This window comes from Nocardioides dubius, assembly GCF_039528155.1.
Taxonomy (GTDB): domain Bacteria; phylum Actinomycetota; class Actinomycetes; order Propionibacteriales; family Nocardioidaceae; genus Nocardioides; species Nocardioides dubius.
In genome coordinates, this window is record NZ_BAAALG010000005.1 from 752 (window position 1) to 23,754 (window position 23,003).

Below are 23,003 nucleotides of genomic sequence, written 5' to 3' on the forward strand. Positions count from 1 at the left end.
GAGGGTCGCTCAGGCGACCGGGCTCTCCTCCAGCTGCAGGTCCGGGTCGCCCCAGGACTTCGGCTCGCGACCGAAGACCTCACGCAGCAGCGGCATGAACTCCTCCAGCGGCAGGGTGTCGTAGTCGGGGTCGAAGGAGACCGCGTCCCAGGCCGCGCAGAAGTGCGCACAGGAGTCGAAGTACTCCGAGTCGCGGTAGCGCTCGCGGGAGTCGGTGGGGATCCCCATCGCCTCGCCGTAGTGGTAGGTCTGGAAGACGCCGTGGTGCTTGACCACCCACCACGCCTCGTCGGAGACGAACGGCTTGAGGATGGCGGCGGCCACCTCGCTGTGGTTGTCCGGCGACAGGTCGTCGGCGATGTCGTGCAGCAGTGCGGCGACGATCATGTCGGTCTCGGCGCCCTCGCGCAGTGCGCGGGTCGCGCTCTGCAGCGAGTGGGTGTAGCGATCCACCCGGTACCCGTAGGTGTGGCCCTGCATCGCCTCCAGCTGGCGGACCAGGTTCGGCACCAGGTTCTCGGTGCGGTGACGCGCTGCCTCGCTGGCGATCAGCTTGATCTCCTCCGGGGTGGCGTCGTCCATGCTGGTGAAGCTCACCATCTCCATGGTCATCTCTCAGAACTCCTTCTCGTTCAGTCGGTTCGCAGTCATGGCGGGCCGCCGTGGCTCAGGTCGCGGTCAGCGGCTGGCCCTCGCGCAGCACGCGCGGGATCGGGCTCGGCACCGCGGCCAGCAGGTCGCGGGTGTACTCCTCGCGGGGACGGCGCAGCACCTCGGTCACCGGGCCCTGCTCCACCACCCGGCCGCGCTTCATCACCAGCACGTCGTCGGCGATCACCTCGACCAGGGCCAGGTGGTGGGTGATGAAGAGCAGCGCCAGGCCCAGCTCGGACTGCATCTGGGTGAGCAGCTCCAGCACCTGGGCCTGCACCGAGACGTCGAGCGCAGCCGTCGGCTCGTCGCAGACCACGAAGTCGGGCTCCACGATCAGCGCCCGCGCGATCGCGACCCGCTGCAGCTGGCCACCGGAGAGCTCGACCGGGAACCTGCGCGCGAACCGCGAGCCGAGGCCGACCCGGTCGAGCATCTCGGCGACCTTGGCGTCGCGCTCGGCGCGCCCGGCCAGGTCGTGGACGACGAGCGGCTCGGCGATCGAGTCGGCGATGCTCATCCGAGGGTTGAGGCAGCTGTACGGGTCCTGGAAGACCATCTGCATCCGCCGGCGCATCTGCCGCATCCCCTCGGCGCTCTGCGCCCGCAGGTCCACGCCGTCGAAGGTGATCGTGCCCTCGTCGGGCTCGATCAGGCGCAGCACCAGGCGACCGACGGTCGACTTGCCGGCGCCCGACTCGCCGACCACCGCTACCGAGCGGCCCTTGGTGACGGTGAAGGAGACGTCGTCGACCGCCTTGGTGACCACCTTGCCGCGCCCCAGCGAGAGCCTGCTGCGGCCGCCGAAGGTCTTGCCGAGGCCCTTGACCTCGAGGAGCGCGCTCATCGGGTGATCCCTTCCAGAACCAGGTCGGCCGCGCGCAGGCAGCGCACCGCGCGGGAGTCGGCGGTGACGGCCAACGGCGGATGGGCCTGCTGGCAGCCGGCCACCTTGTGCTCGCAGCGCTCGGCGAAGCGGCAGGTGCCCTGCAGCGTTCCCGGCGGCGGGATGGTGCCGGGGATCGCGCGCAGCGGCTCGCCGCGGCCCAGCGCCGGGATCGAGCCCAGCAGCCCTGCGGTGTACGGGTGCGACGGCGTGGTGAAGAGGTCTTCGATCGGCCCCTGCTCGACCACCTCGCCGGAGTACATCACCACCACGCGGTCGGCCACGTCGGCGACCACGCCGAGGTCGTGGCTGATGAAGAGCACGGCCAGGTCGGTGTCGCTCTGCACCTTGCGCAGCAGCTGCAGGACCAGGGCCTGCACGGTGACGTCGAGAGCCGTGGTCGGCTCGTCGGCGATCAGCACCGACGGGTTGCTGCACAGGGCTGCCGCGATCGCGAGACGCTGCGCCATGCCGCCGCTGAACTGGTGCGGGTAGTCGCGGGCGCGACGCTCCGGGTCGGGGATGCCGACCGCGTCGAGCATCTCGATCGCCCGGTCCCAGGCCGCCTTGCGGCCGAGGTCGAGGTGCACCCTGGCCACCTCGGCGACCTGCTCACCCGCGGTGAACGCCGGGTTCAGGCTGCGCAAGGGGTTCTGGAAGATCATCGCGACCTCGGAGCCGCGGATCCGGCGCAGCTCGCGCTCCGGCAGACCGACCAGCTCCCGGCCCCGCAGCTTGATCGAGCCCTCGGCGATCCGGCCGCCCTTGCGGCCGGCCAGGCCCAGCACGGCGGTCGCCGAGACGGTCTTGCCGGAGCCGGACTCCCCCACCAGGGCAAGGGTCTGGCCCGCGTTGAGGGTGAAGCTGACGTCCTCGACGACGCGGGTCCACCGGCGTCCGCTGCCGTACTCGAGGGTCAGGCCCTCGACCTCGAGCAGCGGAGGCTGGGACGTGATCGACTCAGTCATCGTTGTTCTTTCCGGTCGAGACGAGCGCGCGACGCATGCCCTCGCCGAGCAGGGTGAAGGCCAGCACCACGCTGAAGATCATCAGACCGGGGAGCCAGACCATGTTGGGCGCGATGGTCATCGTCTGGGCCGAGGTGCTGAGCATGGATCCCCAGCTGGCGGTGGGCGCCTCGACGCCCAGGCCGAGGAAGCTCAGGCTGGCCTCGGCGCTGACCGCGACGCCCAGGGCGACCGAGATCTGCACCAGGATCGCCGGCACCACGTTGGGCATCACGTGCTTGAGGACCACCCGGGTCGGCTTGCAGCCGATCGAGATGGACGACTCGATGTAGGTCTCCCCCATCACCTCCTGGGTGGCGGCGCGGGTGACCCGGAAGAACTGCGGCGCGAAGATCAGGCCCACCGCAGCCATCGCGTTGGTCAGGCCGGGACCGAGCACCGCGACGATGGTGAGCGCCAGGATCAGGCCGGGGATGGACATCAGGCCGTCGAAGATCCGCGACAGCACGGCGTCGACCAGGCCCTTGCGGTAGCCGGCCAGCAGGCCGGTCGGCACGCCGATCAGCACGCTGACGCCGACCGCGACGGCGGAGGCCTGCAGGGTCACCCGGGTTCCGTAGACCAGGCGGCTGAAGACGTCGCGCCCGTAGTCGTCGGTGCCGAAGAGGTGGTCGCCGCCCCACGGCTGCAGCCGGAGCATCAGCTGTTGCGCGTTGGGGTCGTGACTGGCCAGGACGGGGGCGAAGATCGCGGCCAGCACGATCAGCGCCAGGTAGACGAACGACAGTGCAGCAAGGGGCTCTGCTCTGACGAAGCCACGCAGGCGTCCGCGCCCGACGGCGCTCGCCCCGGCCGGCTTCTGCGCGGCGGTACTCATGTGCGCACCTTCGGGTTGAAGTATCCGTAGGAGATGTCGACCAGCAGGTTGATCACCAGCACGATCAACGTGGTCAGCGCGACCAGGCCGAGCAGCACCGGGATGTCGCGCGAGAGCACGCTGTTGACGGCGAGCCGGCCGATGCCGGGAAGGTCGAAGACGCTCTCGATCGCCACCGTGCCGCCGAGCACCTGCGCGAACCGGTAGGCGAAGACGGTGGTCACCGGGACCGCCGCGTTCTTCGCGGCGTGCTTGCCCAGCACTCGGGGGCGGGAGAGGCCGCGCGCCTCGGCGTTGGTGATGTAGTCGAGCTTGAGCACCGTCGCCAGCGCCTGGCGGAACTGCATCGTCACCTCGGCCATCGGCAGCAGCGAGAGCGCGATCGCCGGCAGCAGCAGGTGGGAGAGCCACGGCCACAGCCCCGCGGAGAGCGGCTCGTAGCCGATCGAGGGGAACCAGCCGAGGTTCACCGAGAAGAGGAGCACCAGCACCAGGGCCACCCAGAAGGGCGGCAGCGCGATCGCGCCCGAGGCGAGGGCGGTGATCACCCGGTCGGTGGGCCGCCCGTGGCGCAGGGCGGCCAACATCCCCGCGGCGAGGCCGACCACCAGGGTGATCAGCATCGCCACGAAGACCAGCGAGATGGTGACGGGCAGTCGGTCGCCGATCACTTCGGTGACCGACTGCCCGTTGGCGAGCGAGGAGCCCAGATCCGCTTGGACGGCTGCGGTGAACCAGCTGACGTAGCGGGTCAGCAACGGCTCGTCGAGGCCGAGCATCACGCGGATCTCGTTGATCCGCTCAGGGGTGGGGTTCTCACCGGCGATCGCTGCTGCCGGATCGCCCGGAGCCAGGTCCACCAGCGCGAAGACGCAGAAGGTGACGGCTACGAGGATCGGCAGTGCGACTGCCAGCCTGCGCAATGCGTACAGAGTCATGATCTGTTCCTGCTCGATTCAGCCAGCGACTTACTTGACCTTGCCGATGTCGCGGTAGCTCGGGAAGCCGCTGCGCACCCACGACAGGTTCGGCACGTTGGCGACCTTGTCGTTGCGCACCCAGACCTGCTGACCCCACAGGATCGGCACCCAGACGTCCTTCTCGGCCATGATCTTCCAGATCTCGTGGTACTTGGCCGCGCGCTCGTCGATCGACTTGGTCGGGTCGGCCGCCTCGGCGACCAGCGAGCCGAAGAGGTCGCCGTGACCACGGGCCGCGTTGAAGCCGGAGGTGACGTAGTAGTCCATGGTGCTGGCCGGGTCCGGCGCGGGCGATGCGTTGATCACCTGGGCGTCGAGCTCACCGCGGCGGTACATGTCGTCGATCTGCGCGAACGGGATCGACTGCAGGTTCACCTTGATGCCGACCTTGCCGAGCTGGTCCTGCAGCGCCTGGGCGACGGGCTCGGCGGTGGAGCCGGTCGCGGCAGCCACGTCGATCTCGGCACCGCCGGCCTCCTCGACGAGCTTCTTGGCGGCGTCGGCGTCGAAGGGACGCTCGGCGCCGAAGTCGTCGTCGTGGGCCCAGAAGCCCTCGGCGTAGAACTGGTCGGCGGCGGTGGCGTTGCCGGCGAACAGACCCTCCACCATCTCCTCGCGGTTCACGGCCATCGCGATCGCCTGGCGGATCTCCGGCTTCTTGAGGTCGCCGCGCTCGGCGTTGAGCATCAGCACCACAGGGGTCGCCTGGCTGATCAGGTCGCCCTCGAAGGCGCCGCGGTCGACCAGTGCCAGCGACTCCTGCACCGGGGAGGCGCCGGAGATCTGCGCGACGTCGAGGTCGCCGGTCTGCACGCCGTTGATCCGGGCGGCCTGGTCGACGACGGTGCGCACGATCAGCTTCTGTGCGTAGGCGGTGTCGTCGTTCCAGTAGTCGTCGCTGCGCTCGAGGACGAGCTCCTGGCCGGAGGTGACCTGGACCGGGATGTAGGGGCCGGAGCCCGCCGTGCCCGGGTCGGTGGCCAGCTCGCCGCCACGCTCGGTGAAGGCCTTCGGGCTCACCATCATCCCGGCGTTGAGCGCGAAGACGGCGGGCAGCTCGGCGCCCAGGCCCTTCTTGAGCTCGAGGCGCACGGTGTAGTCGTCCTCGACGACGACCTTGTCGATCGGGTTCAGCGCGGCGACCAGAGCGCTGCCCTGGAGGGTCTTGCCGCGGTTGATGTTGGCCTCGACGACGCTGGCGTCGAACTTGGTGCCGTCGTTGAAGGTGACGTCGTCACGCAGCTTGAGGGTGAGGCTCGAGCCGTCCGCGGCGTACTCCCACGACGTGGCGAGCATCGGCTGCACCTGGTAGTCGGAGTCCATCTGGGTGAGCGAGTCGTAGATCAGGAACGTGAAGGTGTTCTGACCGATGTTGTTCTGCAGCGCCGGGTCCAAGATGTTGGACGGCGACGGCGTGCCGATGGTGATGGTGGCGGTGCGGTCGAAGCTGGCCGGGTCAGCGGCAGCGCTGGGGCTGCCGGTGGCCTTGTCGTCGGAGCCGCTGGATCCGCAGGCGGCCAGTGGCGCGAGCAGCAGCGCGCCCGCGAGGATCGCGGCCGCCGATCGCCTCTTGCTGGTGGTCGTCAACATCTCGGGATGCCAACCCTTCAACTCGGCCCACGCATCTGCGCAGGGGTCGGTCGTACCTGGGCAGGCCCCCCAGGTGCGGGCAGTGCGCCCCCGGGGCTCCCACCCGGGTGATGCGCATCACGCGAAGAAGTTATGAGGTTTCGACTGGCGATGCAAGGCTATTGCCCAAATCTTTTAATCAATTCTTCGGCCGCTTGAGCGGGTTAGGGCGACCTAAGTCCCTCCGCCTACCTCGCAATGTTCCATACAATGGACCCGCGACGGCGCCTCGCCGACGACCGCTGCCGGGCACAGCAGCGCGCCGCTGCGGGCGCCGTCGCAGGCGCGGTCCATCGCGCTCGTGAGCACAATCGGGGTGCGGTCGTGAGCACGGTCGCAAGGCGCGATCGACCCGCGGGACGACCTGTCACCAGCCGTGCAGGCAGCACGGCTCAGCCGACGGCAGACCCGCCTTCCAGCGGCAGCACGCCGGTGCCCGGCTCCGCCGCATGCAGGGTCGGCACCGAGCGGGTGGTGACGATCTCGCGCGCGACGTCGCGGACCTTGGTCTGGGTGGACGAGGCGATCCTGCCGAGCAGCGAGAGCGCCACCGGCGGGGCGAGGTCGAAGCGCTCCATGATGATCCCCATCGCCTGGCCGATCACGCTCCGGCTGTCGAGACCGGCGAGCAACGAGTCGGACTGTCGCACGGCTGCCAACGCGATCGCGATGTGCGCGGCCAGGGCCGTGGCCTCCTCCTGGTCCTGGTCGCTGAAGGCGTCCTTGGCCGGCGAGTACATGTTGAGGGCTCCGAAGGCGTGACCGTCGGTGAAGAGCCGCACCGAGAGCACGCTGTGCGCCCCCGGATCGTCCGCCACCCGCGGCCCCCAGACGGGCCAGCGCTCGTCGTAGGCGAGGCTGGGACTGCGCACCGCATGGCGCTCGGCGATCGAGTCGAGGCACGGCCCTTCCCCGAGCAGGTACTGCAGACGATCGCACTCACGCGCCAGCTCGCCGTCCCAGGCCGGGGTGGCGATCTGCCGGCCGCTGACGATGGAGACGCTGGCGGAGGTGGCCCCGTCGATGTTCACGACCGCGAGCCTGGTGGCAGCTCGCAACGTGGCCTGCTCGCCGTCCTGACCCTCCATCTCCCGGGAGGCCTCAGCTATCCAGACCGCAAGCGGATCGTCGCTGGTGGGCATGACTGCATTGTGCGCCTTGCGGCAATGAAAAAGCCCCCACTGGCCGCGTTGACTTGGGAGGGAGTGAGCCAGTGGGGGCTGCCCCAGAACGGAACGGTACGGGCCGAAATGTGGGGTCGTACAGCCCTTCCGGGGCAGGTGAGGAAAAGAGATCCAGTATTACTCACCTACGTAACAAGATTCGTTGCCGCAGGCGGCGTCAGGCACCCCTCCGGGGCCTAATTTCGGTTGCAGTCTCCACCTAGTGGCGCGTGTCGGGACACTAGTTCGCAGCGTTCTGCTCGACCTCGGACAGCGACCGCAGGATGCAGAACTCGTTGCCCTCCGGGTCGGCCAGGATCACCCAGCCGGTGCCCGGGCCGTGGATGTCGCGATGGTCCGCGACCTGGCGAGCGCCGATCCCCAGCAGGCGATCGACCTCCTCGGCCTGGGTGCCGGTGCGCGGACGTAGGTCGAAGTGCAGGCGGGTCTTCACCGTCTTCTCCTCCGGCACCTCGATGAAGAGCACCCGATGCCCCGAGTCCGCGTCCTCGATCATGCATTCCTCGTGGCCCGGCAGGTTGGGGTCGCCGGGAATGTCGGAGTAGCCGATGACCTGCTTCCAGAAGATCGAGAGCTGATAGGCGTTGCGGCAGTCGACCGAGGTATGTGCGATGAGGCTCGTCATCACCCCACCGTGGCCCGCACCGGGGCCGGTGGCAAGCGCTTTTCTATGCCACGCCGGGCCTTCCGCGCGTCCATTGACTCCGCGACACGGACTACTAGCGTGGGTCCATGAGCCCCACCGACACCCGCACCCCGAGCTGACGGCGTCCATGCGGATCCTGGTCGCCCTCGGAGGCAATGCACTGCTGCGCCGCCACGAGCGGCCCGACGCCGCGGTGCAGCAGGCCAACGCGCGCCGGGCCGCGCTGGCGCTGGCGCCGCTGTTCGCCGAGCACGAGGTGGTGATCACCCACGGCAACGGACCCCAGGTCGGCGTGCTGGCCGTGCAGAGCGCCTCGGATCCGCACCTGAGCACGCCCTACCCGTTCGACGTCCTCGGCGCGCAGACCCAGGGAATGATCGGCTACTGGCTGCTCCAGGAGCTGCACAACGCCGTGCCCGGACGCCGGGTGGCCGCGATCATCAACCAGACCGAGGTCGACCCGGCTGATCCGGCGTTCACCAACCCGACCAAGTTCATCGGCGAGACATACACCCACGAGGAGGCCCTCGAGCTCGCCACCACCCGGGGCTGGAGCGTGCATCCCGACGGCGACGGCTGGCGGCGGGTGGTGGGCTCCCCGCAGCCGCGCGAGGTGGTCGAGACCGACCTGATCCGGCTGCTGCTCGACTCCGGCGCGATCGTGGTCTGCGCGGGCGGCGGCGGGGTGCCGGTGGTGCGCGACGGCGCGGACCGGCTGCATGGCGTGGAGGCCGTCGTGGACAAGGACCTGACGGGTGCGGTGCTGGCCCGGGCGCTGGACGCGGACGCGCTGCTGGTGCTCACCGACGTCCCCGCGGTGCTCCGCGACTACGGCACCCCGCAGCAGGCGGAGATCGGCGAGATCGACGCCGCGAGCCTGCGCGCGATGCGCTTCCCGGCCGGCTCGATGGGGCCGAAGGTGGAGGCCGCCTGCCGGTTCGTCGAGGGCGGCGGGAAGTTCGCCGTGATCGGCTCGCTGGACGACCCGATCGCCCTGCTCGACGGCCGATCCGGCACCCGGGTGACGGCTCCCGCCCTAGGCTGAGCAGATGAGCCCACTTCCGCAGAAGATCGCTCGACTCGCCCTCGGCTCGGTGATGGTCACCGCAGGTGTCCTGCATCTGACCACCCACCGCCAGGAGTTCACCGCCCAGGTGCCCGAATGGTTCCCTCTCGACGACGACCTGACCGTGCTCGGCTCGGGCGTCGTGGAGATCGCGCTCGGCGCCGGCCTGGCCGCGGCGCCGAAGCACCGCGGCCTCTTCGGTGGCCTGCTCGCCGCCTTCTTCGTGGCGATCTTCCCCGGCAACGTCGCCCAGTACCTGGAGGGCAACGACGCCTTCGGGCTGGACACCGACGCCAAGCGACTCACCCGGCTCTTCTTCCAGCCGCTGCTGGTGCTCTGGGCCCTGTGGTCGGGCGGGCTGCTGCGCCGAAAGCGCTAGGCAGCCCGGACCACAAGGCAGCCCGCCGCCACTCAGCCGTGCAGCGGGTGCGCCTCGCGGCGCGCCGCCACCACGCAGACCAGCGCCGCCAGCACCAGCAGTGCGACGTTCGTGGTGATCGCGGCACTGAACGCCTCGGCGACTGTGGCGCCACCGGCGACCTGGTGCGAGAAGACGACGCCCAGGATCGCCGGTCCGAGCGCGCCGCCGTACTGCCGCAGCACGGTGTTCCCGGCAGCGGCCATCCCGGCGAAGCGGAGCGGCACCGAGTTGATCGCCGCGGTGGAGACCGCCGTCATCGTCATGGTGTTGCCGAGTCCGAAGATCACCAGGCGCCAACCGAGCGCCCACACGCCGGTCTCGGTGTCGATCGAGGTCAGCGCGAAGAGCCCGATCGCGGAGAGCACCAGGCCTCCGGCCAGCACGTGCATCGCCTTGACCTTGTGCATCAGCCGGGCCGCGAGCGGGCCGGTGGCGGCACCCACGGCGGTCACGAAGAGCAGCCGCCCGGCGATCTCCAGCGGCTCCAGCTGCTGGGCGTAGCCGAAGAAGAGGCTGAGCAGGAACATGCAGCCGACGATCGAGAAGAGCGCGATCAGTCCGGCGAAGCCAGCTGCCGAGAACGACGGCGAGGCGAACAGCTTGAGGTCGAGCAGCGGCGAGGCGGATCGCTTCTCGGCCACCAGGAACGCGAGCAGCGCGAGCGCGCCGAGGGCGAGGCCGCCGATCGCCTGCCACGAGCCCCAGCCCTCGGAGCCGCCCTCGATGATCCCGAAGATCGAGGCGGCGATGGCGATCGTCGCGGTGATCTGTCCGGGCCAGTCCAGGCGGCGTCCCTCGATCGGCGCCGACTCCGGCATCAGCCGCAGCGTGCAGAGCGCGGCGACGATCGCCAGCGCGACGGTCGGGGCGAAGATCCAGTGCCACGACCCCACCTTGATCACCAGGCCGGAGATCACCGGGCCGAGCGCCAGGCCGAGCATCAGCCCGGTCGACCAGAGCCCGATGAACTTGCCGCGCTCACGCGGGTTCGGCACCGCCTGCGCGATCAGCGCGAGGGTGGTCGGGATCAACAGGCCGGCGCCGACGCCGGCGATCGCCTGACCGGTCCACAGCAGAGCGAGCTCGTGGTCTTCGAGGACCGCGGCCAGCAGGCCGGCGACGCCGCCCCCGGCGATGGTGAGCGCCATCCCGATCAGGTAGAGCCGGCGACGTCCGTAGATGTCGCCGAAGACGCCGGCCGACAGCACCGCGGCGGCCATCGGGATCACGTAGGCGTCGGAGACCCACTGCAGGCCGGCGGTGGAGGCGCCGGTCTCGCGGCCGATGGTGGCGAGTGCCACGCTGACCGCGGCGACCGGGACGTAGGTGACGAAGATCCCCAGGATGGCCAGCGCGATGGTGGCCATCGCGTGCTGTGGTTCGGCCGGGCTCTGCGTCGCGGGTGCGGTTGCGGCGGTGGAGCTAGAGGATGACATGAGCAGAACCCTTCAATTGCATGAAGGCTACAATAATCGCAGCATTGAATTAATTCCGAACGGAGCTGGAGATGAGCGCTGAGAGCCGCGACCGGGTGGACGCGATCCTCGACCAGATCCGCGAGCGCAAGCCCGAGGGCGACCTCGACGCCGAGGCCTTCCACATCCGGCTCCGGCGGATCTCGCACTGGCTGGAGACCGAGAGCCGGCGACGTCTCGCCCCGCAGGGCATCGAGTTCTGGGAGCTGCCCCTGCTCTCGGGCCTGCTCCGATCCGGCGGCTCGCTGGGCGTCGGCGAGCTCCAGGACCTGGCCCAGGTCACCCCCGGTGCGATCACCCACCGGATCGCCAAGCTGGAGACGGCCGGACACGTGCTGCGCACCTTCGCCCCGCACGACCGACGCCAAGTGAACGTGGAGATCACCGACGCCGGGCGCGAGCGGTTCCTGGTCATCGCCGGCGCGATCGAGCAGGTCGAGAGCGAGCTCTTCAGCGGCGTGGACGCCGACCTGCTGCGCCGCCTCGCCGACGGCCTGCGCGACTTCATGCACGCCACCGAGGGCTGCATCCCTCCCCAGGACGCAGGGCGCCGCGACGAATCCTGAGCCGGATTCGGGGTACCGGGCAGGCCCATCGCCGAAGAGCCGGGAGGGCACATGGCCGTTGTCGAGACCTCACCCGGGCGCGGTGAGCACCCACCGGCAGCGGAGCTCACCCGCTCGATCACCGGCCGGCTGCTCTTCTTCTACGTCCTTGGCGACGTCCTCGGCTCGGGCATCTACGTCCTGATCGGATCCGTCGCCGGCGAGGTCGGCGGGGCCTTCTGGATCGCCTTCGCAGCGGGCGTCTCGGTGGCCGCGATGACCGGACTCGCCTACGCCGAGCTGGCGACCAAGTACCCGAAGGCAGCCGGTGCCGCGCTCTACGTGAACAAGGCCTTCGGCAACCGGGCCCTCGCCTTCCTGGTCACCGTCTCCTTCCTCTCCGCGAGCTTCGCGGCCGCCGGCTCGCTCTCGATCGGCTTCGCCCGCTACTTCCTCGAGCTGTGGGACGTGCCGCCGGCCCTGCTGGTGGCGCTGGTCTTCCTCGCGGCGCTCACCCTGATCAACTTCATCGGGATCACCGAGTCGGTGGTGATCAACATGCTGATGACGTTCGTGGAGATCTCCGGTCTGGTGATCGTGATCGCGATCGGCGTCTGGTACATCGCCACCGAGAGCCCCGACTTCTCCCGGCTCGTGGAGTTCGAGACCAGCGCCGCCAACCCGATCTTCGCGATCGTCGCCGGGGTCGCGCTCGCCTTCTTCGCGATGACCGGCTTCGAGAACGTGGCCAACGTCGCCGAGGAGACCATCGACCCACAGCGCGCCTTCCCCCGGGCTCTGATCGGCGGCATGGTGGCGGCGGGCGTGATCTACGTGCTGGTCGCGATGGTCGCCTCGCTGGTGGTCGGCAGCACCGACCTGGCGGCCTCCGACGCCGCCCTGCTGGAGGTGGTGAAGGCCGACGTGATCGGGCTGCCGCTCGGCTTCATGACGACGCTCTTCGCGGTGATCGCCTGCATCGCGATCACCAACACCACCCTGGTCGCCGTCGTCACCCAGCCCAGGATCCTCTACGGGATGGCGCGCGAGGACGTCGTCCCCGGCGTCTTCGCCAAGCTGCACCCCACCCGGCGCAGCCCCTGGGTCGGGCTGATCTTCTCCTCGCTGGTGATCGCGACCCTGCTGGTGATCGGCACCCTGGTGGTCAAGGCCGGCGGCGGCATCGACCTGATCGCCCGGCTCGCCACCGTCACCGTGGTGCTGCTGCTGTTCATCTACGTCCTGGTGATCGCCGCCGCCTTCAAGCTGGGCGGGCGCGACGAGTCGGAGCAGACCTTCCGCGCTCCTCGCGCCCTGCTCGGCATCGGCCTGGTCGGCAACCTGGTGCTGCTGGTCTACGTGGTCGTCGACGATCCGACGTCATTGATCTGGTGTGCGGGGCTGATCGCCGTCGGCGGCGTCCTCTTCGCGCTGGAGTACCTCTTCGGACGCCGCAACCGGCCGCTCAGCGCCGAGCGCGGGGACCCGAGCACGACGTCCACGAAGGAGGCCTGAGATGCACGTCCTGGTGACCACCGACGGCTCGCGCCAGTCGCTCACCGCGGCCCGCACCTTCAAGGGGTTCGCCGATCCCACCAAGATCAGCGACATCTCGGTGATCGCGGTGATCCGGCCGCTCTCCTCGGTCGCCTTCGCCGACGAGATCTCCGACCGCGCCGAGCTCGGTGACGCCGACCTCTCCTTCCGGGCCGAGGCGGAGCGAGCGGTGGCCACCGTCGCCGCCGAGTTCGAGGGCTGGGGACCGACGGTGCACGCGCGGCTGCGCAGCGGCTCCGCAGCCGGCGAGATCATCAAGGCCGCCAAGCAGCTTCACGCCGGGCTGATCGTGATCGCCGCCGGCGGTCGCGGACTGGGCGGCGGCGTGCTGGTCGGCAGCACCGCGCAGCGCGTCCAGCACTACGCGCCCTGCCCGGTGCTGGTGGTGCGGCCGCAGCCACGGCCCAACCGGCCACGCCGCCCGCGCGGGAACCGCCCGCCCAACCCGCGCACCTAGTCGGAGCAGCGCCGAGCACACTTCTTCAACTTCTCGCAATGCAGGAAGTCGAAGCACGATGCGGCTTCCGCTGAGGCCGGTTCGATTCACAGGATGGGCGGACCTTGCTGATCGCAAGGCCCATCCAGATCGAGGAGAACCATGAACCTCCGCACCAAGAAGATCAGCATCGCTACCGCGACGATCGCCGTCGGCATCTCCCTGGCCGGGGCGGCCACCGCCGCGCCCACCGAGCGCCCGACATTCCAGGAGTTCGCCGGCTCCACCTACCGCGACGCCGATGGCACCTACATCGTCAACGGCGACGAGCCGGTCTCCTCGACCGGCTCACTGCGCACCTTCTACGACGCCGTCTACGGCAGCCGGAAGTCCGCCACCCACGAGGAGGGGTTGGTGGTCAACACCGTCGGCGGCGTGGACGACGCGTGGTCCGACAGCCAGATCGGCAACCTGACCTATTGCGTCAGCAACAAGTTCGGCACCCGCAAGGCGGACGTGGTCGCGGCGATGAGCGCCGGAGCGGCGATGTGGGAGAACGCCTCCTCGGCGATCGACTTCCGCTACCTGCCCGCCCAGGACGCGAGCTGCACCGTGCGCAACAACGCGGTGCTCTTCTCGGTGGAGCCGGTGAGCACCACCCAGTACATCGCCCGGGCCTTCTTCCCGAGCACCGCCAAGCGCACCCGCAACGTGCTGATCGACGACTCGTTCTGGGCGATGAGCTACACCCAGGCCAACGTGCTGGGCCACGAGCTCGGCCACACCCTCGGCTTCCGCCACGAGCACACCCGGCCGGAGTCCGGCGCCTGCTTCGAGGACAACAACTGGCGCCCGCTGACGCCGTACGACCGGGACTCGATCATGCACTACCCGCAGTGCAACGGCGTGGCCGGACAGCTCACCTTCAGCAGCGGCGACGTCGCCGGGGTCCAGGCTCTCTACGGCAGCTGACGCACCGTGACGCGGCGCCGTGCTCGACCGAGCGCGGCGCCGCTTCGCGTCCACTCCACCGGTACGGCGCGCAGTGGAGCCGGGAAGATCTAGGATCGTCCTCGCTGTCGCCTGTCTCGGGGGAGAAGAATTGAGCTCGACCACCAGACCCGGCCCTCGGCTCGGGTTGCTGATCCGCCCGCTCCAAGCGCTGGTGAACAATCCCGGCCTGCTGGTCGCGACCATCGTCGCCATCTGGTGCCTGTGCTCGTTCGGCTACGCGATCTTGGAGGGCAAGGGCCCGATCGAGGGACTGTGGTGGGGCGTCGTGACCGGCTCCACCGTCGGGTACGGCGACTTCTACCCGGCCAGCACCGCCGGCCGTGGGCTGGGTGCGGTGCTGATCGTCTCGATGCTGCTGCTGATCCCGATCGCGATCGGCCACGTCATCGCCCATCTCGTCTTCGACAAGGAGACGCTGGCGGTGGCGACCGTGCTGGAGGATGTGCACGAGCGGATGGACCGGCTGGAGTACCTCACCCTGGCCTCCCTGAGGGCTCAACACGGCGAGGAGTGGGTGACGGAGCGCCTTGAGCAGTACAGCACCCACGACGACAGCACCACCGACGTCGCCGAGCAGATGCTGGCGATGATGCAGAAGAACCACCAGGGGGCCAAGGAATGACGCCAAGCAATGCGCAGACCCGGCGCCGGATGCGCTCGACGAGCGTGGCACTGGGCGTGACCGCGGTGATGGCCAGCGGCCTGACCGGATGCTCCAGCAGCGCCGACTACGCCGCCGTCTGCGTCGACCCGCAGACCCAGGAGCGGGTCGACGACGACCAGTGCGACGACGACTCCGACTACGACGGCTCCTCGTCCGGGTTCTTCTGGTACTACCTCGGCTCCTCCCAGCGCATCCCCGCCATCGGCGGCACGGCCAGCGGCGGCACCTACTCCGGCAGCAGCCTGAGCGGCGACGTGCAGCGCGGCGGCCTGCCGGGCAGCGGCGGCGAGACCGTCAAGACCGCCACCACCAAGGGCGGATTCGGCGGCAGCGGCCGCGGCTTCAGCTGAGCCACCCCTCCCCCTCCACCCCAACAGCTCGCAGGAGAGACCGATGGACGACCTGATCAACGCCGTTTGGCACGCCGTGGCCTATGCCGTCGCCGGCGGCGCGATGCTGGTGCTCAGCTACTACGTGCTCGACCTCGCCACCCCAGGCCACCTCGGCACCCACCTGCGCGGCGTGGACGCCAACGGCCAGGAGTCGGTGCACGCGCACTCACGCTCGGCGGGAGTGATCACCTCGGCCTGGCTGCTGTCGAACGCCGCGGTCCTCTTCACCGCGATCTGGACCAACGGCGACACCGACCTCGGCACCGCGCTGGGGTGGACCGTCGCGTTCGGCGTGGTGGGCATCGTGCTCAACGCCGTCATGTTCTTCACGATCGAGGCGATCATGCCCGGCTCGCTGCGCCAGATCGTCACCGAGCCCGGCCCGGTGCGCCCGCTCGCCTACGTCGCCGCCGCCGCCGCGATCTCGGTCGGCGCGATCGTCTGCGCCTCCATCGCCTGATGTGGCGCCACCGCGCACGCCCGCGTAGGAACTGGCGCGAGACCGTCGTCGAGCAGGGCCTGGTCTTCCCGACCACCCCGATGCCGGACGGGAGCGAGCTTCCGTACTGGAACGAGGAGGCCTGGTACGAGTTCACCCTCGACGAGGTCGAGATGCTGGAGGCTGCGACCGAGGAGCTGTGGGCGATGTGCCTGCAGGCGGTCAGCCACATGGCGACCACGATGACCGACGAGCGGCTGGGGCTCGCACCGGGCTCGCTCGCGGTGGTGCGGCGCTCGATCGAGCGCCGGGACCCGGCCCTCTACGCCCGCTTCGACCTCGTCTACGGCACCGACGGCTCGGTGAAGATGCTGGAGATCAACGGCGACACCCCCACCGGCCTGGTCGAGACCGGCATCGTCCAGTGGAAGTGGATGGAGGAGGTGATGGGCGAGATGGACCAGTGGAACTCCGTCCATGACCGCCTGGTCGCCGGCTGGGAGAAGCTGCTCGCCTCCGGCCACTTCAGCAGCAACGAGCTGCACTTCCTCTACGACCTCGGTGAGGAGGACAGCTACGACGGCGGCGAGATGGAGATGACCTGCTACTACCTGATGGACACCGCCATCCAGGCCGGGTGGACGACGACCGCGCAGCCGATGGCGGAGGTCGGCTGGAACCCCGAGACCCTCGACTACCGCGACGCCAACGACTACCCGATCCGCAACGCCTTCAAGCTCTACGCCTGGGAGGAGATGCTGCGCGAGCCCTTCGGCCGCTACCTGATCGAGGAGACCGAGCCGGTTCCCACCAAGTGGATCGAGCCGGCCTGGAAGGCGCTGCTCAGCACCAAGGCACTGCTGCCGGTGCTGTGGGAGCTCTTCCCGAACCACCGGCTGCTGCTGCCCGCGTACTTCGACGCGCCGCACGATCTGGAGAACTGGGTCGCCAAGCCACTGCACGGGCGCGAGGGCGACAGCATCAGGATCCACCTCGAGGACATGCTCGAGGACGTCGTGATGGCCGGCGACTACGGCGCCGAGGGGTGGGTCTACCAGCAGTACACCGACCTGCCGAGCTTCGAGGGCAACCGGGTGGTGCTCGGCTCGTGGATCGTCGACGGCGAGGCCGCCGGCGTGCTGGTGCGCGAGTCCGACGGCATGGTCACCGACTACTTCTCCCGGGTCTGTCCGCACGTGATCAGCGACGGCCTCGCGCCGTCGCCGGAGATGGTCGCGCAGTGGCTCGCCGAGCGGGTCGGACCGGACGCGCCCGCCCTGCCGCCCCGCTCGTGACCTCGGCCGCGCCGGTCGAGTCGAGACCCCTGCGGACAAGGGGCTCGCCCGCGGTGCCGTCGGCACCGTCTCCTCCACCGTCTTCTCCGTCGCCTCCACCGCACCGGCCTACTCGCTGGCGGTCAGCGTCGGCCTGCTCGCCTCGATGGTGGGCGGCTGGTCGCCGCTGCTGCTGATCGTCGCGGCGGTGCCGATGGTGGCGGTGATCCTCTGCTTCGGCGAGCTCAACCGGGCCGAGCCGGACTGCGGCACCTGCTACTCGTGGACGTCGCGCGCCCTCCGCCCCCGCGCCGGGCAGCTCACCGGTTGGATCGTGATCGCGGCCTGTGTGCTGGTGATGACGAACCTGATCCAGATGGCCGCCGTCTACCTGTTCACGGTGCTGGGCGCGGACTCGCTGGCCGAGTCGCGCCTCGCCCAGGCGGTGGCCGGCGTGGCCCTGCTGGCAGCGATGGCCTGGCTCGCCTACCGCGGGATCACCGTGGCCGCCCGGGTGCAGGTGGCGCTGCTGATCGCCGAGCTGCTGGGCCTGGTCTGGTTCGCCGGCGCCGCGCTGCTGGCCGACCCGCTGCCACAGCGCGTCGAGGTCGACCCGTCCTTCTCCGGCGTGGTCGCGGCCTTCCTGGTGGCGGTCTTCCTGTACTGGGGCTGGGACTCGTCCTTCTCGGTCAACGAGGAGTCGACGGAGCCGACCCGGACCCCGGTCGCCGCGGCACTGTGGGCGATGGCCGCACTGGTCGTGCTCTACGCGGGCTTCACCTGGGCGGTGACCCGCTACGCCGGAGCCGGCCTGCTCGCCGAGATCGGCGAGGGCGACCTGACCGCCGTGCTCGCCGACCGGTTGCTCGGCTCGAGCGGCGGCACCCTGCTGGCGGGCGCGATCCTGGCCTCCGCCCTGGCCAGCGCGCAGACCACGATCCTGCCCTCGGCGCGCAGCGTGGTGGCGATGGCCCACCGCGGCGATCTGCCGGCGCCGCTGGGCGCGGTGCAGGCCAACGGCTCGCCGACCGCGGCGACCTGGTCGATCACCGTACTGTCTGCGATCGCCTATGTGGCGTTGGTCTTCAGCAGCGAGGCGATGCTCGCCGACTCGGTCGCCGCGACCGCGCTGCTGGTGGCCGGCTACTACCTGATCACCTGTGCCACCGTGCCGCTCTACTTCGGCCGCGCCGCCTGGCAGCGGCCCTGGCGCCGGATGCTGCTGCCGGTGGCGACCGCCGTCCTGTTCGTGGTGGTGCTGGCCGAGAGCATCCGCGACGCCTCGACCACGACGCTCGCAGTGACCGCGGTCGTCGCTGTGCTCGGCGGTGTCGTGCTCCCATGGGCACGCACGCGTCTCTGGGCCTGACCGCTGGGACCAAGGACCCAGAAGCCGGCGGCCGCTCTGCGCAGAAGATGTCTCGCTCCCACCCGCACGACCCGATGGCACCAACCGCTCACCCTCGCTGGTCGCGCAACCGTCTAGATCATCTCGGCGCGCCCGTACCCAAGGCGGGCTACGTGGAATCTGGGGATCAACGGAAACTCGGCAAGGACTTGCTCTTGACGATCCTCACCATGGGCTCGCAAACCGGTTCGCCACGCTCGAGTCCGTGCTCGCGGGCCTGCCGCGGGCGGCACGCTATCTTGTCCGCACTTACTTGCAGGTGCCTTCTGGCGTGGGGCTGGCTGGATGGATTGGGGACCACGGTTGAGTACATCGAAACCAAGGAATACCTCGCAACCTGAGGTGCGGTTCTGGGGAGGTGTGCTGACCATTGCCGGACTGCTTCTGTGCGCGGCAGCATTCACTGGTGCGGCAGCATTCACCGAGTCCCGTCGAGCCGGCAACTCGGCGGTTTTGCCGCTCGCTTTCATGTCGGCGGGCTGCATCGCACTGGCTCTCGTGGTCGCTGTCGCCGGGGGGCGCATGGGCGCGACCCCGCAGTACCTGTCATGGCGGACCCTGATCTGGCGCACGCGCATACCCGCTATCGAGATCCGCGACCTTGAAGTCGTCACTCGTCCCACGGGCACCTGGACTCGGAGTTGGCCGCTGGTGCGGACTGCTACGGGGGACATCGAGTTGCGCAAGCTTCAGGTCGGCCTTGACAGCACCGACAAACTCCAAGCAGCGCTGGACGAGATGAAGGTGGTGCTGGGGCTCGGCGATGGGGCGGTTCCGGCGTCGGTCGTGCCGCCGTTGCGGGTTCGGCGGCCGACGAGTTGGCTGTTCATCGCTGTGCTGGGGGTTCTGGTGTGGCTGGGTTTCAACTCTTCGTGGGTCGGGCTGGACCTTAGCGGGCCGCTTGCGTTGGTTGTCTTCGGCGTAGGGGCAGCCGTTGTCGGCTACCTGATCTCCTGGTTGCGGGGGAGTTCGGTCGTCATCGACGAGACGTCGGTGCGGCAGGTCGGTGGTACGGAGCGTTCAATTCCGATCGCCGAGGTTGTTGGTTTCCGGGTCGATCGTCGCGCCTCGGGGTTAACTGCTGCGGTGTTGTTGGTCGACACGACGGCTGGCGAAGTGACCTTTGACGGGATGGTGGCGACCTGGGGGCAGACGATGGGCTTGGAGGCCATCGCCACGCAACTCAATGAGCGTTTGCACGGATCACAGAACTGACGAAAAGCGGTCGCGTTCGAACACTATCGGCGTGAGCCATCCGAGCCGACTGTGGCAACAACGGCGGTTGTGCCAAACCTCGAGGTACTCGAACATCACGTTGCTCGGCCCGATGCATTACGCCACTTCTTCCGGTCGAGCAACTCGACCTGGGAGACGGTGAACGTTGAGGCGATCCGCAAAGGTGGGTCGATTTCCTCGCTGGACCTGGCAAGGCGCCGGTCAATGCGGCGTAGGTCTGCCTCGTTGCGTTCGGTCCGGTTGCCGATGGGGACTACCGACCGCGCTGCTGATCGGCGTCCGAGACCTCAGGCAGCGCATTGACGACGAACTGCACGATCTCCTCGAGCATCGGGAGCTCACGCAACTCTTCGCTCGCGCGCTCATGCAGGGTCGAGGCCCCCGCATGTCCAGTCTGGACACACTCCTGACAGAGAGCCCACCAGCGCGCGACCGCCCATGATCTCGCCATGGAGCCGTCTCCGAGATTCAGGAACGTGCCTGCTGGTCGACGTCCACAGAAGGCGCACATCTCGCCGCTCAGGTCGCCAGGCCCCTCGGTGCTGGGCATCTGCTCGAAGGACCCTGTCCACTCGACCCCGTCGTCTGCCATGCCTATCTGCCTTACGTTCCGGTCATCGGCCGTGCCCAGTGCTGCGGCCAGTCGCCGCTGTTTGCGTGTCCCACTCGCCTGGTTCGATAGCGCGTGGCCACTCTCGGAACCCGGCCGCGTCGACGTTCGCGGTCCGGCCACTCTACGACCGCTCGGACCATGGGACCTTCGCATACGTCCTGGTCGAGTGACACCTCCCCCGACCCAGCGCTTTTCACGTGGATCTCTTGACCCAGGTGACTGAAACCCACGTGAAAAGCGGCTGGACGACGACGGGTATCAGCGGGCGCTCAGCGCTGGGTGCGCTGGGCGTTGCTGAGCAGGCTGCGCAGGTCGGCCGGCATCCGGTCGTTGGTGGCCGGACCGAACGAGCGCGCGGCGGCGTCCGTCGGCTCGGGCGCCGGCACCGGGTCGCACTTCTGGTCGCTGCGGTTGTTGCCGGGCTTGCGCTTCGGCAGCTTCCCGGTGTCCAGGTAGGCGGCGATGGTGTCGTCGGTGCAGGCGATGCCGGAGAGCGATCCCGAGTGGGTGGTGCCGCCGACGCCCTCGATCAGGTACGACGACGGGAACGCCCGACGGGTCGCCAGCGCGCCGGAGTAGACGGTGGCGGCGTCGTTGGTCTCCGCGATCAGCAGGATCGGCGTCTTGATCCGGTCACCACTGACCCGGACCGCCTTGCGCGACGCGGCCGGCCAGTTCAGGCAGGGCGCGTTGAACCAGGTGTTGCCCCAGGTCAGGAACGGGTGCTTGCGGTGGATCCGCCAGGCGTCGGCCTGGGTCCGCTTCCAGCCCGGCCACTTCGCATCGGTGCACTGCACGGCGTTGTAGACCGCGAAGCCGTTGTCGTCGCCCGGTCCGGCGTACATCGCGATGATGTCGGCGCCGTCGCCGGTCTTCGCCAGCTTGGCGTACGCCTCGCCGATCGCCACCCAGTCGTAGACGTAGTAGCCGGCACTGAGCATCACGTCGGAGAGCTCGTCGGGACCGAGCTTGCCGTCGGCCGCCGGGGCGCGGTCGAGCCTGTCCAGCAGCCGGTAGTAGCCGCGCCGGATCGCACGCCAGTCGGTGCCCAGGGCGAACGTGTCGTCATGGTCGGCCAGCCACCTGAAGTAGGTGTTGATGTTCTTGTCGAACTGGATGTTCTGGTCGAGGTTGGCCTGGTAGAAGGCGTTCTTCGCGTTCAGCACGCCGTCCCAGACGAAGCGGCCGACCCGCTTGGGGTACCTGGTCGCGTAGACCTGGCCGAGGTAGGTGCCGTAGGAGAAGGCGTAGTAGTTGAGCTTCTTGGCTCCGACGGCGGCGCGCAGCGCGTCGAGGTCGGCTGCGACGTCGGTGGTGCGCATGAACGGCAGCAGCGCCTTGGCGTCCGCGCGCGAGCAGTCGCGCGCGTACTTCTTGGTGACCCGCAGCCACCAGCGCTTGGTCCACCTCTTGGTCGGCACGTAGTCGGGCCGGTCGTAGCCGGCACCGGCGTAGTCCGGGTCGCAGCTCAGCGACGGCGTGCTGCTGCCGACGCCACGCGGGTCGAAGCCGTACCAGTCGTACTTGGCGCCGACGCCGTTCGGGATCGCCGCGCCCAGCCGGGCCATGCCGAGGCCGGAGCCGCCGGGACCGCCCGGGTTGCCGACGATGATCCCCTTGTAGTCGGGATCGGTGTGCAGCACGCGGCTGACCGCGATCTGGATCTTCCGGCCGCCGGGGCGGGCGTGGTTCAACGGCACCTCGAGCATGCCGCACTCTGCTCCCGCAGCCTGCAGCCGCGGACTCTCACACTCACCCCAGGTGGGTTCGGCCGGGGTGTACGAGCCTTGGCGGGAACCGGCCTGGTGGGCTGGCGCCGCCTGGGTGGCACTCATCGGCATCAGCAGCCCCGCGGTGACGAGGACCGACGTCGAGATCGTCAGTGCTTTCTTCACGATGTTCAACCTTTCCGAGAGACGGCCGGGGTGAGCCCCGGCCGTCTCCGAGCCTGCACCCGGGCAGCCGGAGTGGTCTACCCCACAATGGGGAACTTCTGCTCCGGCACGCCCCGCACCAGGCGCAGCGACCCCCACCGAGCGGCCATCTACTAACTCCTATAGTAGAGAGGTGACTGCCCCTCGCCTCCGTCCGCTCGGCCGCATCGCCGGCGTCGCCGGACTGCTTCTGCTGCTGCCCCTGCTCGGCCTCTCCCCGGCGTCCGCCCACACCGCGCTGGTGGAGAGCGACCCGGCCGCCGGCGCCACCCTGAGCGAGGCGCCGGCCACGATCGACCTGACCTTCACCGAGCAGATCAGCCCCGACCTCAGTGCGGTCACCCTGCGCGTGGACGGGGCCAAGGCGGTCACCCTCGAGCTCGGATCCGGCGCCCGCCCCGAGGTGGTGCGCGCCAGCGTGCCGGCCGGCGTCGCCGGCGAGAGCTGGACGGTGGCCTACCGGGTCGTCTCCGGCGATGGCCACCCGGTCACCGGCGAGCTCTCCTTCAGCGTCGCCGCGCCCGACGCCGCAGCGTCCTCCACCCCGACGCCGAGCGCGCAGGCCCCGGCCGCCGAGGACGACGCGAGCCCCGGCGTCGAGGAGAGCGACGACACCGAGGACACCTCCACCGGCTGGTGGTGGGCGATCGGCGGCCTGGTGGCCGTGCTGGTGATCGGCCTGGTGCTCTACGCCGGCGGGCGCCGGGG

The 23,003-nt window shown here is 69.5% G+C and carries 23 protein-coding genes and 1 pseudogene; 13 read left to right on the forward strand and 11 right to left on the reverse strand.

Translation table 11 applies throughout. From position 1 onward, the window contains the following. Positions 1–9: 9 nt before the first annotated feature. The 8 genes from ABD151_RS06800 to ABD151_RS06835 all read right to left on the reverse strand — a co-directional run bounded on the left by ABD151_RS06800 (position 10) and on the right by ABD151_RS06835 (position 7,800). Complete coding sequence (locus tag ABD151_RS06800; protein WP_343992629.1) at positions 10–612, reverse strand: HD domain-containing protein; 603 nt, start codon at positions 610–612, stop codon at positions 10–12. 55 nt (positions 613–667) lie between these two features. Further along, the gene (locus tag ABD151_RS06805; RefSeq protein ID WP_343992631.1) at positions 668–1,498 is read right to left on the reverse strand and encodes an ATP-binding cassette domain-containing protein; all 831 of its coding nucleotides are present in this window, start codon (positions 1,496–1,498) and stop codon (positions 668–670) included. Further along, positions 1,495–2,505 (reverse strand): ABC transporter ATP-binding protein, encoded by a 1,011-nt coding sequence (locus ABD151_RS06810; RefSeq protein WP_343992632.1) that lies wholly within the window; start codon positions 2,503–2,505, stop codon positions 1,495–1,497. Before ABD151_RS06810 ends, ABD151_RS06805 begins: the two co-directional genes overlap by 4 nt. Next, complete coding sequence (locus tag ABD151_RS06815; protein WP_343992634.1) at positions 2,498–3,382, reverse strand: ABC transporter permease; 885 nt, start codon at positions 3,380–3,382, stop codon at positions 2,498–2,500. Before ABD151_RS06815 ends, ABD151_RS06810 begins: the two co-directional genes overlap by 8 nt. Next, complete coding sequence (locus ABD151_RS06820) at positions 3,379–4,320, reverse strand: ABC transporter permease (protein ID WP_343992636.1); 942 nt, start codon at positions 4,318–4,320, stop codon at positions 3,379–3,381. Before ABD151_RS06820 ends, ABD151_RS06815 begins: the two co-directional genes overlap by 4 nt. A 30-nt stretch (positions 4,321–4,350) precedes the next feature. Further along, positions 4,351–5,952 (reverse strand): ABC transporter substrate-binding protein, encoded by a 1,602-nt coding sequence (locus tag ABD151_RS06825; protein WP_343992638.1) that lies wholly within the window; start codon positions 5,950–5,952, stop codon positions 4,351–4,353. A gap of 431 nt (positions 5,953–6,383) precedes the next feature. Then, on the reverse strand, positions 6,384–7,133 hold the full coding sequence (locus tag ABD151_RS06830) for a GAF and ANTAR domain-containing protein (protein WP_343992640.1): 750 nt from the start codon (positions 7,131–7,133) through the stop codon (positions 6,384–6,386). 262 nt (positions 7,134–7,395) lie between these two features. Continuing rightward, positions 7,396–7,800 (reverse strand): VOC family protein, encoded by a 405-nt coding sequence (locus ABD151_RS06835; RefSeq protein ID WP_343992642.1) that lies wholly within the window; start codon positions 7,798–7,800, stop codon positions 7,396–7,398. Positions 7,801–7,948: 148 nt separating this feature from the next. On the opposite strand from ABD151_RS06835, the gene ABD151_RS06840 reads away from it, so the two are divergent. Continuing rightward, a complete protein-coding gene (locus ABD151_RS06840; protein ID WP_343992644.1) occupies positions 7,949–8,866 on the forward strand; it encodes a carbamate kinase in 918 nt (305 codons plus the stop codon). A 4-nt stretch (positions 8,867–8,870) separates the two neighbouring features. Next, positions 8,871–9,266 (forward strand): DoxX family protein, encoded by a 396-nt coding sequence (locus tag ABD151_RS06845; protein ID WP_343992646.1) that lies wholly within the window; start codon positions 8,871–8,873, stop codon positions 9,264–9,266. 32 nt (positions 9,267–9,298) lie between these two features. On the opposite strand, the gene ABD151_RS06850 is transcribed toward ABD151_RS06845, so the two are convergent. Beyond that, positions 9,299–10,744, reverse strand: a complete 1,446-nt coding sequence (locus ABD151_RS06850) for an MFS transporter (protein WP_343992648.1) — start codon at positions 10,742–10,744, stop codon at positions 9,299–9,301. 71 nt (positions 10,745–10,815) lie between these two features. Between ABD151_RS06850 and ABD151_RS06855 the strand changes: the two genes are divergently transcribed. The 10 genes and pseudogenes from ABD151_RS06855 (at position 10,816) to ABD151_RS06900 (ending at position 19,727) form a co-directional block, all read left to right on the forward strand. Beyond that, a complete protein-coding gene (locus ABD151_RS06855; RefSeq protein ID WP_343992650.1) occupies positions 10,816–11,349 on the forward strand; it encodes a MarR family winged helix-turn-helix transcriptional regulator in 534 nt (177 codons plus the stop codon). Positions 11,350–11,400: 51 nt separating this feature from the next. Further along, positions 11,401–12,843 (forward strand): APC family permease, encoded by a 1,443-nt coding sequence (locus ABD151_RS06860; protein WP_343992652.1) that lies wholly within the window; start codon positions 11,401–11,403, stop codon positions 12,841–12,843. A 1-nt stretch (position 12,844) separates the two neighbouring features. Continuing rightward, complete coding sequence (locus tag ABD151_RS06865; RefSeq protein WP_343992654.1) at positions 12,845–13,342, forward strand: universal stress protein; 498 nt, start codon at positions 12,845–12,847, stop codon at positions 13,340–13,342. A gap of 141 nt (positions 13,343–13,483) precedes the next feature. Beyond that, positions 13,484–14,293 (forward strand): M57 family metalloprotease, encoded by an 810-nt coding sequence (locus ABD151_RS06870; RefSeq protein ID WP_343992656.1) that lies wholly within the window; start codon positions 13,484–13,486, stop codon positions 14,291–14,293. A 130-nt stretch (positions 14,294–14,423) separates the two neighbouring features. Further along, positions 14,424–14,957: a potassium channel family protein gene (locus tag ABD151_RS06875; RefSeq protein ID WP_343992658.1), complete on the forward strand. Its 534-nt coding sequence runs from the start codon at positions 14,424–14,426 to the stop codon at positions 14,955–14,957. Continuing rightward, the gene (locus ABD151_RS06880; protein WP_343992660.1) at positions 14,954–15,349 is read left to right on the forward strand and encodes a hypothetical protein; all 396 of its coding nucleotides are present in this window, start codon (positions 14,954–14,956) and stop codon (positions 15,347–15,349) included. The genes ABD151_RS06875 and ABD151_RS06880 overlap by 4 nt, the downstream gene beginning before the upstream one ends. A 43-nt stretch (positions 15,350–15,392) precedes the next feature. Next, positions 15,393–15,851 (forward strand): DUF350 domain-containing protein, encoded by a 459-nt coding sequence (locus tag ABD151_RS06885; protein WP_343992662.1) that lies wholly within the window; start codon positions 15,393–15,395, stop codon positions 15,849–15,851. Continuing rightward, entirely contained in the window at positions 15,851–17,125 is a 1,275-nt protein-coding gene (locus ABD151_RS06890; RefSeq protein ID WP_343992664.1) for a glutathionylspermidine synthase family protein, read from the forward strand. The genes ABD151_RS06885 and ABD151_RS06890 overlap by 1 nt, the downstream gene beginning before the upstream one ends. Positions 17,126–17,204: 79 nt before the next feature. Continuing rightward, a pseudogene (locus ABD151_RS06895) lies at positions 17,205–18,473 on the forward strand (APC family permease); the annotation flags it as partial. A gap of 399 nt (positions 18,474–18,872) precedes the next feature. Beyond that, positions 18,873–19,727, forward strand: coding sequence for a hypothetical protein (locus tag ABD151_RS06900; protein ID WP_343992666.1), 855 nt, complete (start codon positions 18,873–18,875; stop codon positions 19,725–19,727). A gap of 274 nt (positions 19,728–20,001) precedes the next feature. Here the strand turns inward: ABD151_RS06900 and ABD151_RS06905 are convergent, their stop codons facing one another. Together ABD151_RS06905 and ABD151_RS06910 are read right to left on the reverse strand one after the other, a co-directional pair. Continuing rightward, positions 20,002–20,340 (reverse strand): hypothetical protein, encoded by a 339-nt coding sequence (locus tag ABD151_RS06905; RefSeq protein WP_343992668.1) that lies wholly within the window; start codon positions 20,338–20,340, stop codon positions 20,002–20,004. Positions 20,341–20,630: 290 nt separating this feature from the next. Continuing rightward, positions 20,631–22,256: an alpha/beta hydrolase gene (locus ABD151_RS06910; RefSeq protein ID WP_343992670.1), complete on the reverse strand. Its 1,626-nt coding sequence runs from the start codon at positions 22,254–22,256 to the stop codon at positions 20,631–20,633. A gap of 172 nt (positions 22,257–22,428) precedes the next feature. On the opposite strand from ABD151_RS06910, the gene ABD151_RS06915 reads away from it, so the two are divergent. Continuing rightward, positions 22,429–23,003, forward strand: a 575-nt coding sequence (locus tag ABD151_RS06915) for a copper resistance CopC family protein (protein ID WP_343992672.1), incomplete at its 3' end; no start/stop codon positions are given.

Bases quoted from the DNA above. Each gene is read 5' to 3' on its own strand.
- ABD151_RS06810 (WP_343992632.1), bottom strand. From the start codon at position 2,505: ATGACTGAGTCGATCACGTCCCAGCCTCCGCTGCTCGAGGTCGAGGGC.
- ABD151_RS06885 (WP_343992662.1), top strand. From the start codon at position 15,393: ATGGACGACCTGATCAACGCCGTTTGGCACGCCGTGGCCTATGCCGTC.
- ABD151_RS06820 (WP_343992636.1), bottom strand. From the start codon at position 4,320: ATGACTCTGTACGCATTGCGCAGGCTGGCAGTCGCACTGCCGATCCTC.
- ABD151_RS06835 (WP_343992642.1), bottom strand. From the start codon at position 7,800: ATGACGAGCCTCATCGCACATACCTCGGTCGACTGCCGCAACGCCTAT.
- ABD151_RS06830 (WP_343992640.1), bottom strand. From the start codon at position 7,133: ATGCCCACCAGCGACGATCCGCTTGCGGTCTGGATAGCTGAGGCCTCC.
- ABD151_RS06855 (WP_343992650.1), top strand. From the start codon at position 10,816: ATGAGCGCTGAGAGCCGCGACCGGGTGGACGCGATCCTCGACCAGATC.
- ABD151_RS06860 (WP_343992652.1), top strand. From the start codon at position 11,401: ATGGCCGTTGTCGAGACCTCACCCGGGCGCGGTGAGCACCCACCGGCA.
- ABD151_RS06815 (WP_343992634.1), bottom strand. From the start codon at position 3,382: ATGAGTACCGCCGCGCAGAAGCCGGCCGGGGCGAGCGCCGTCGGGCGC.
- ABD151_RS06870 (WP_343992656.1), top strand. From the start codon at position 13,484: ATGAACCTCCGCACCAAGAAGATCAGCATCGCTACCGCGACGATCGCC.
- ABD151_RS06840 (WP_343992644.1), top strand. From the start codon at position 7,949: ATGCGGATCCTGGTCGCCCTCGGAGGCAATGCACTGCTGCGCCGCCAC.
- ABD151_RS06880 (WP_343992660.1), top strand. From the start codon at position 14,954: ATGACGCCAAGCAATGCGCAGACCCGGCGCCGGATGCGCTCGACGAGC.
- ABD151_RS06850 (WP_343992648.1), bottom strand. From the start codon at position 10,744: ATGTCATCCTCTAGCTCCACCGCCGCAACCGCACCCGCGACGCAGAGC.
- ABD151_RS06865 (WP_343992654.1), top strand. From the start codon at position 12,845: ATGCACGTCCTGGTGACCACCGACGGCTCGCGCCAGTCGCTCACCGCG.
- ABD151_RS06890 (WP_343992664.1), top strand. From the start codon at position 15,851: ATGTGGCGCCACCGCGCACGCCCGCGTAGGAACTGGCGCGAGACCGTC.
- ABD151_RS06905 (WP_343992668.1), bottom strand. From the start codon at position 20,340: ATGGCAGACGACGGGGTCGAGTGGACAGGGTCCTTCGAGCAGATGCCC.
- ABD151_RS06825 (WP_343992638.1), bottom strand. From the start codon at position 5,952: ATGTTGACGACCACCAGCAAGAGGCGATCGGCGGCCGCGATCCTCGCG.
- ABD151_RS06800 (WP_343992629.1), bottom strand. From the start codon at position 612: ATGACCATGGAGATGGTGAGCTTCACCAGCATGGACGACGCCACCCCG.
- ABD151_RS06805 (WP_343992631.1), bottom strand. From the start codon at position 1,498: ATGAGCGCGCTCCTCGAGGTCAAGGGCCTCGGCAAGACCTTCGGCGGC.
- ABD151_RS06845 (WP_343992646.1), top strand. From the start codon at position 8,871: ATGAGCCCACTTCCGCAGAAGATCGCTCGACTCGCCCTCGGCTCGGTG.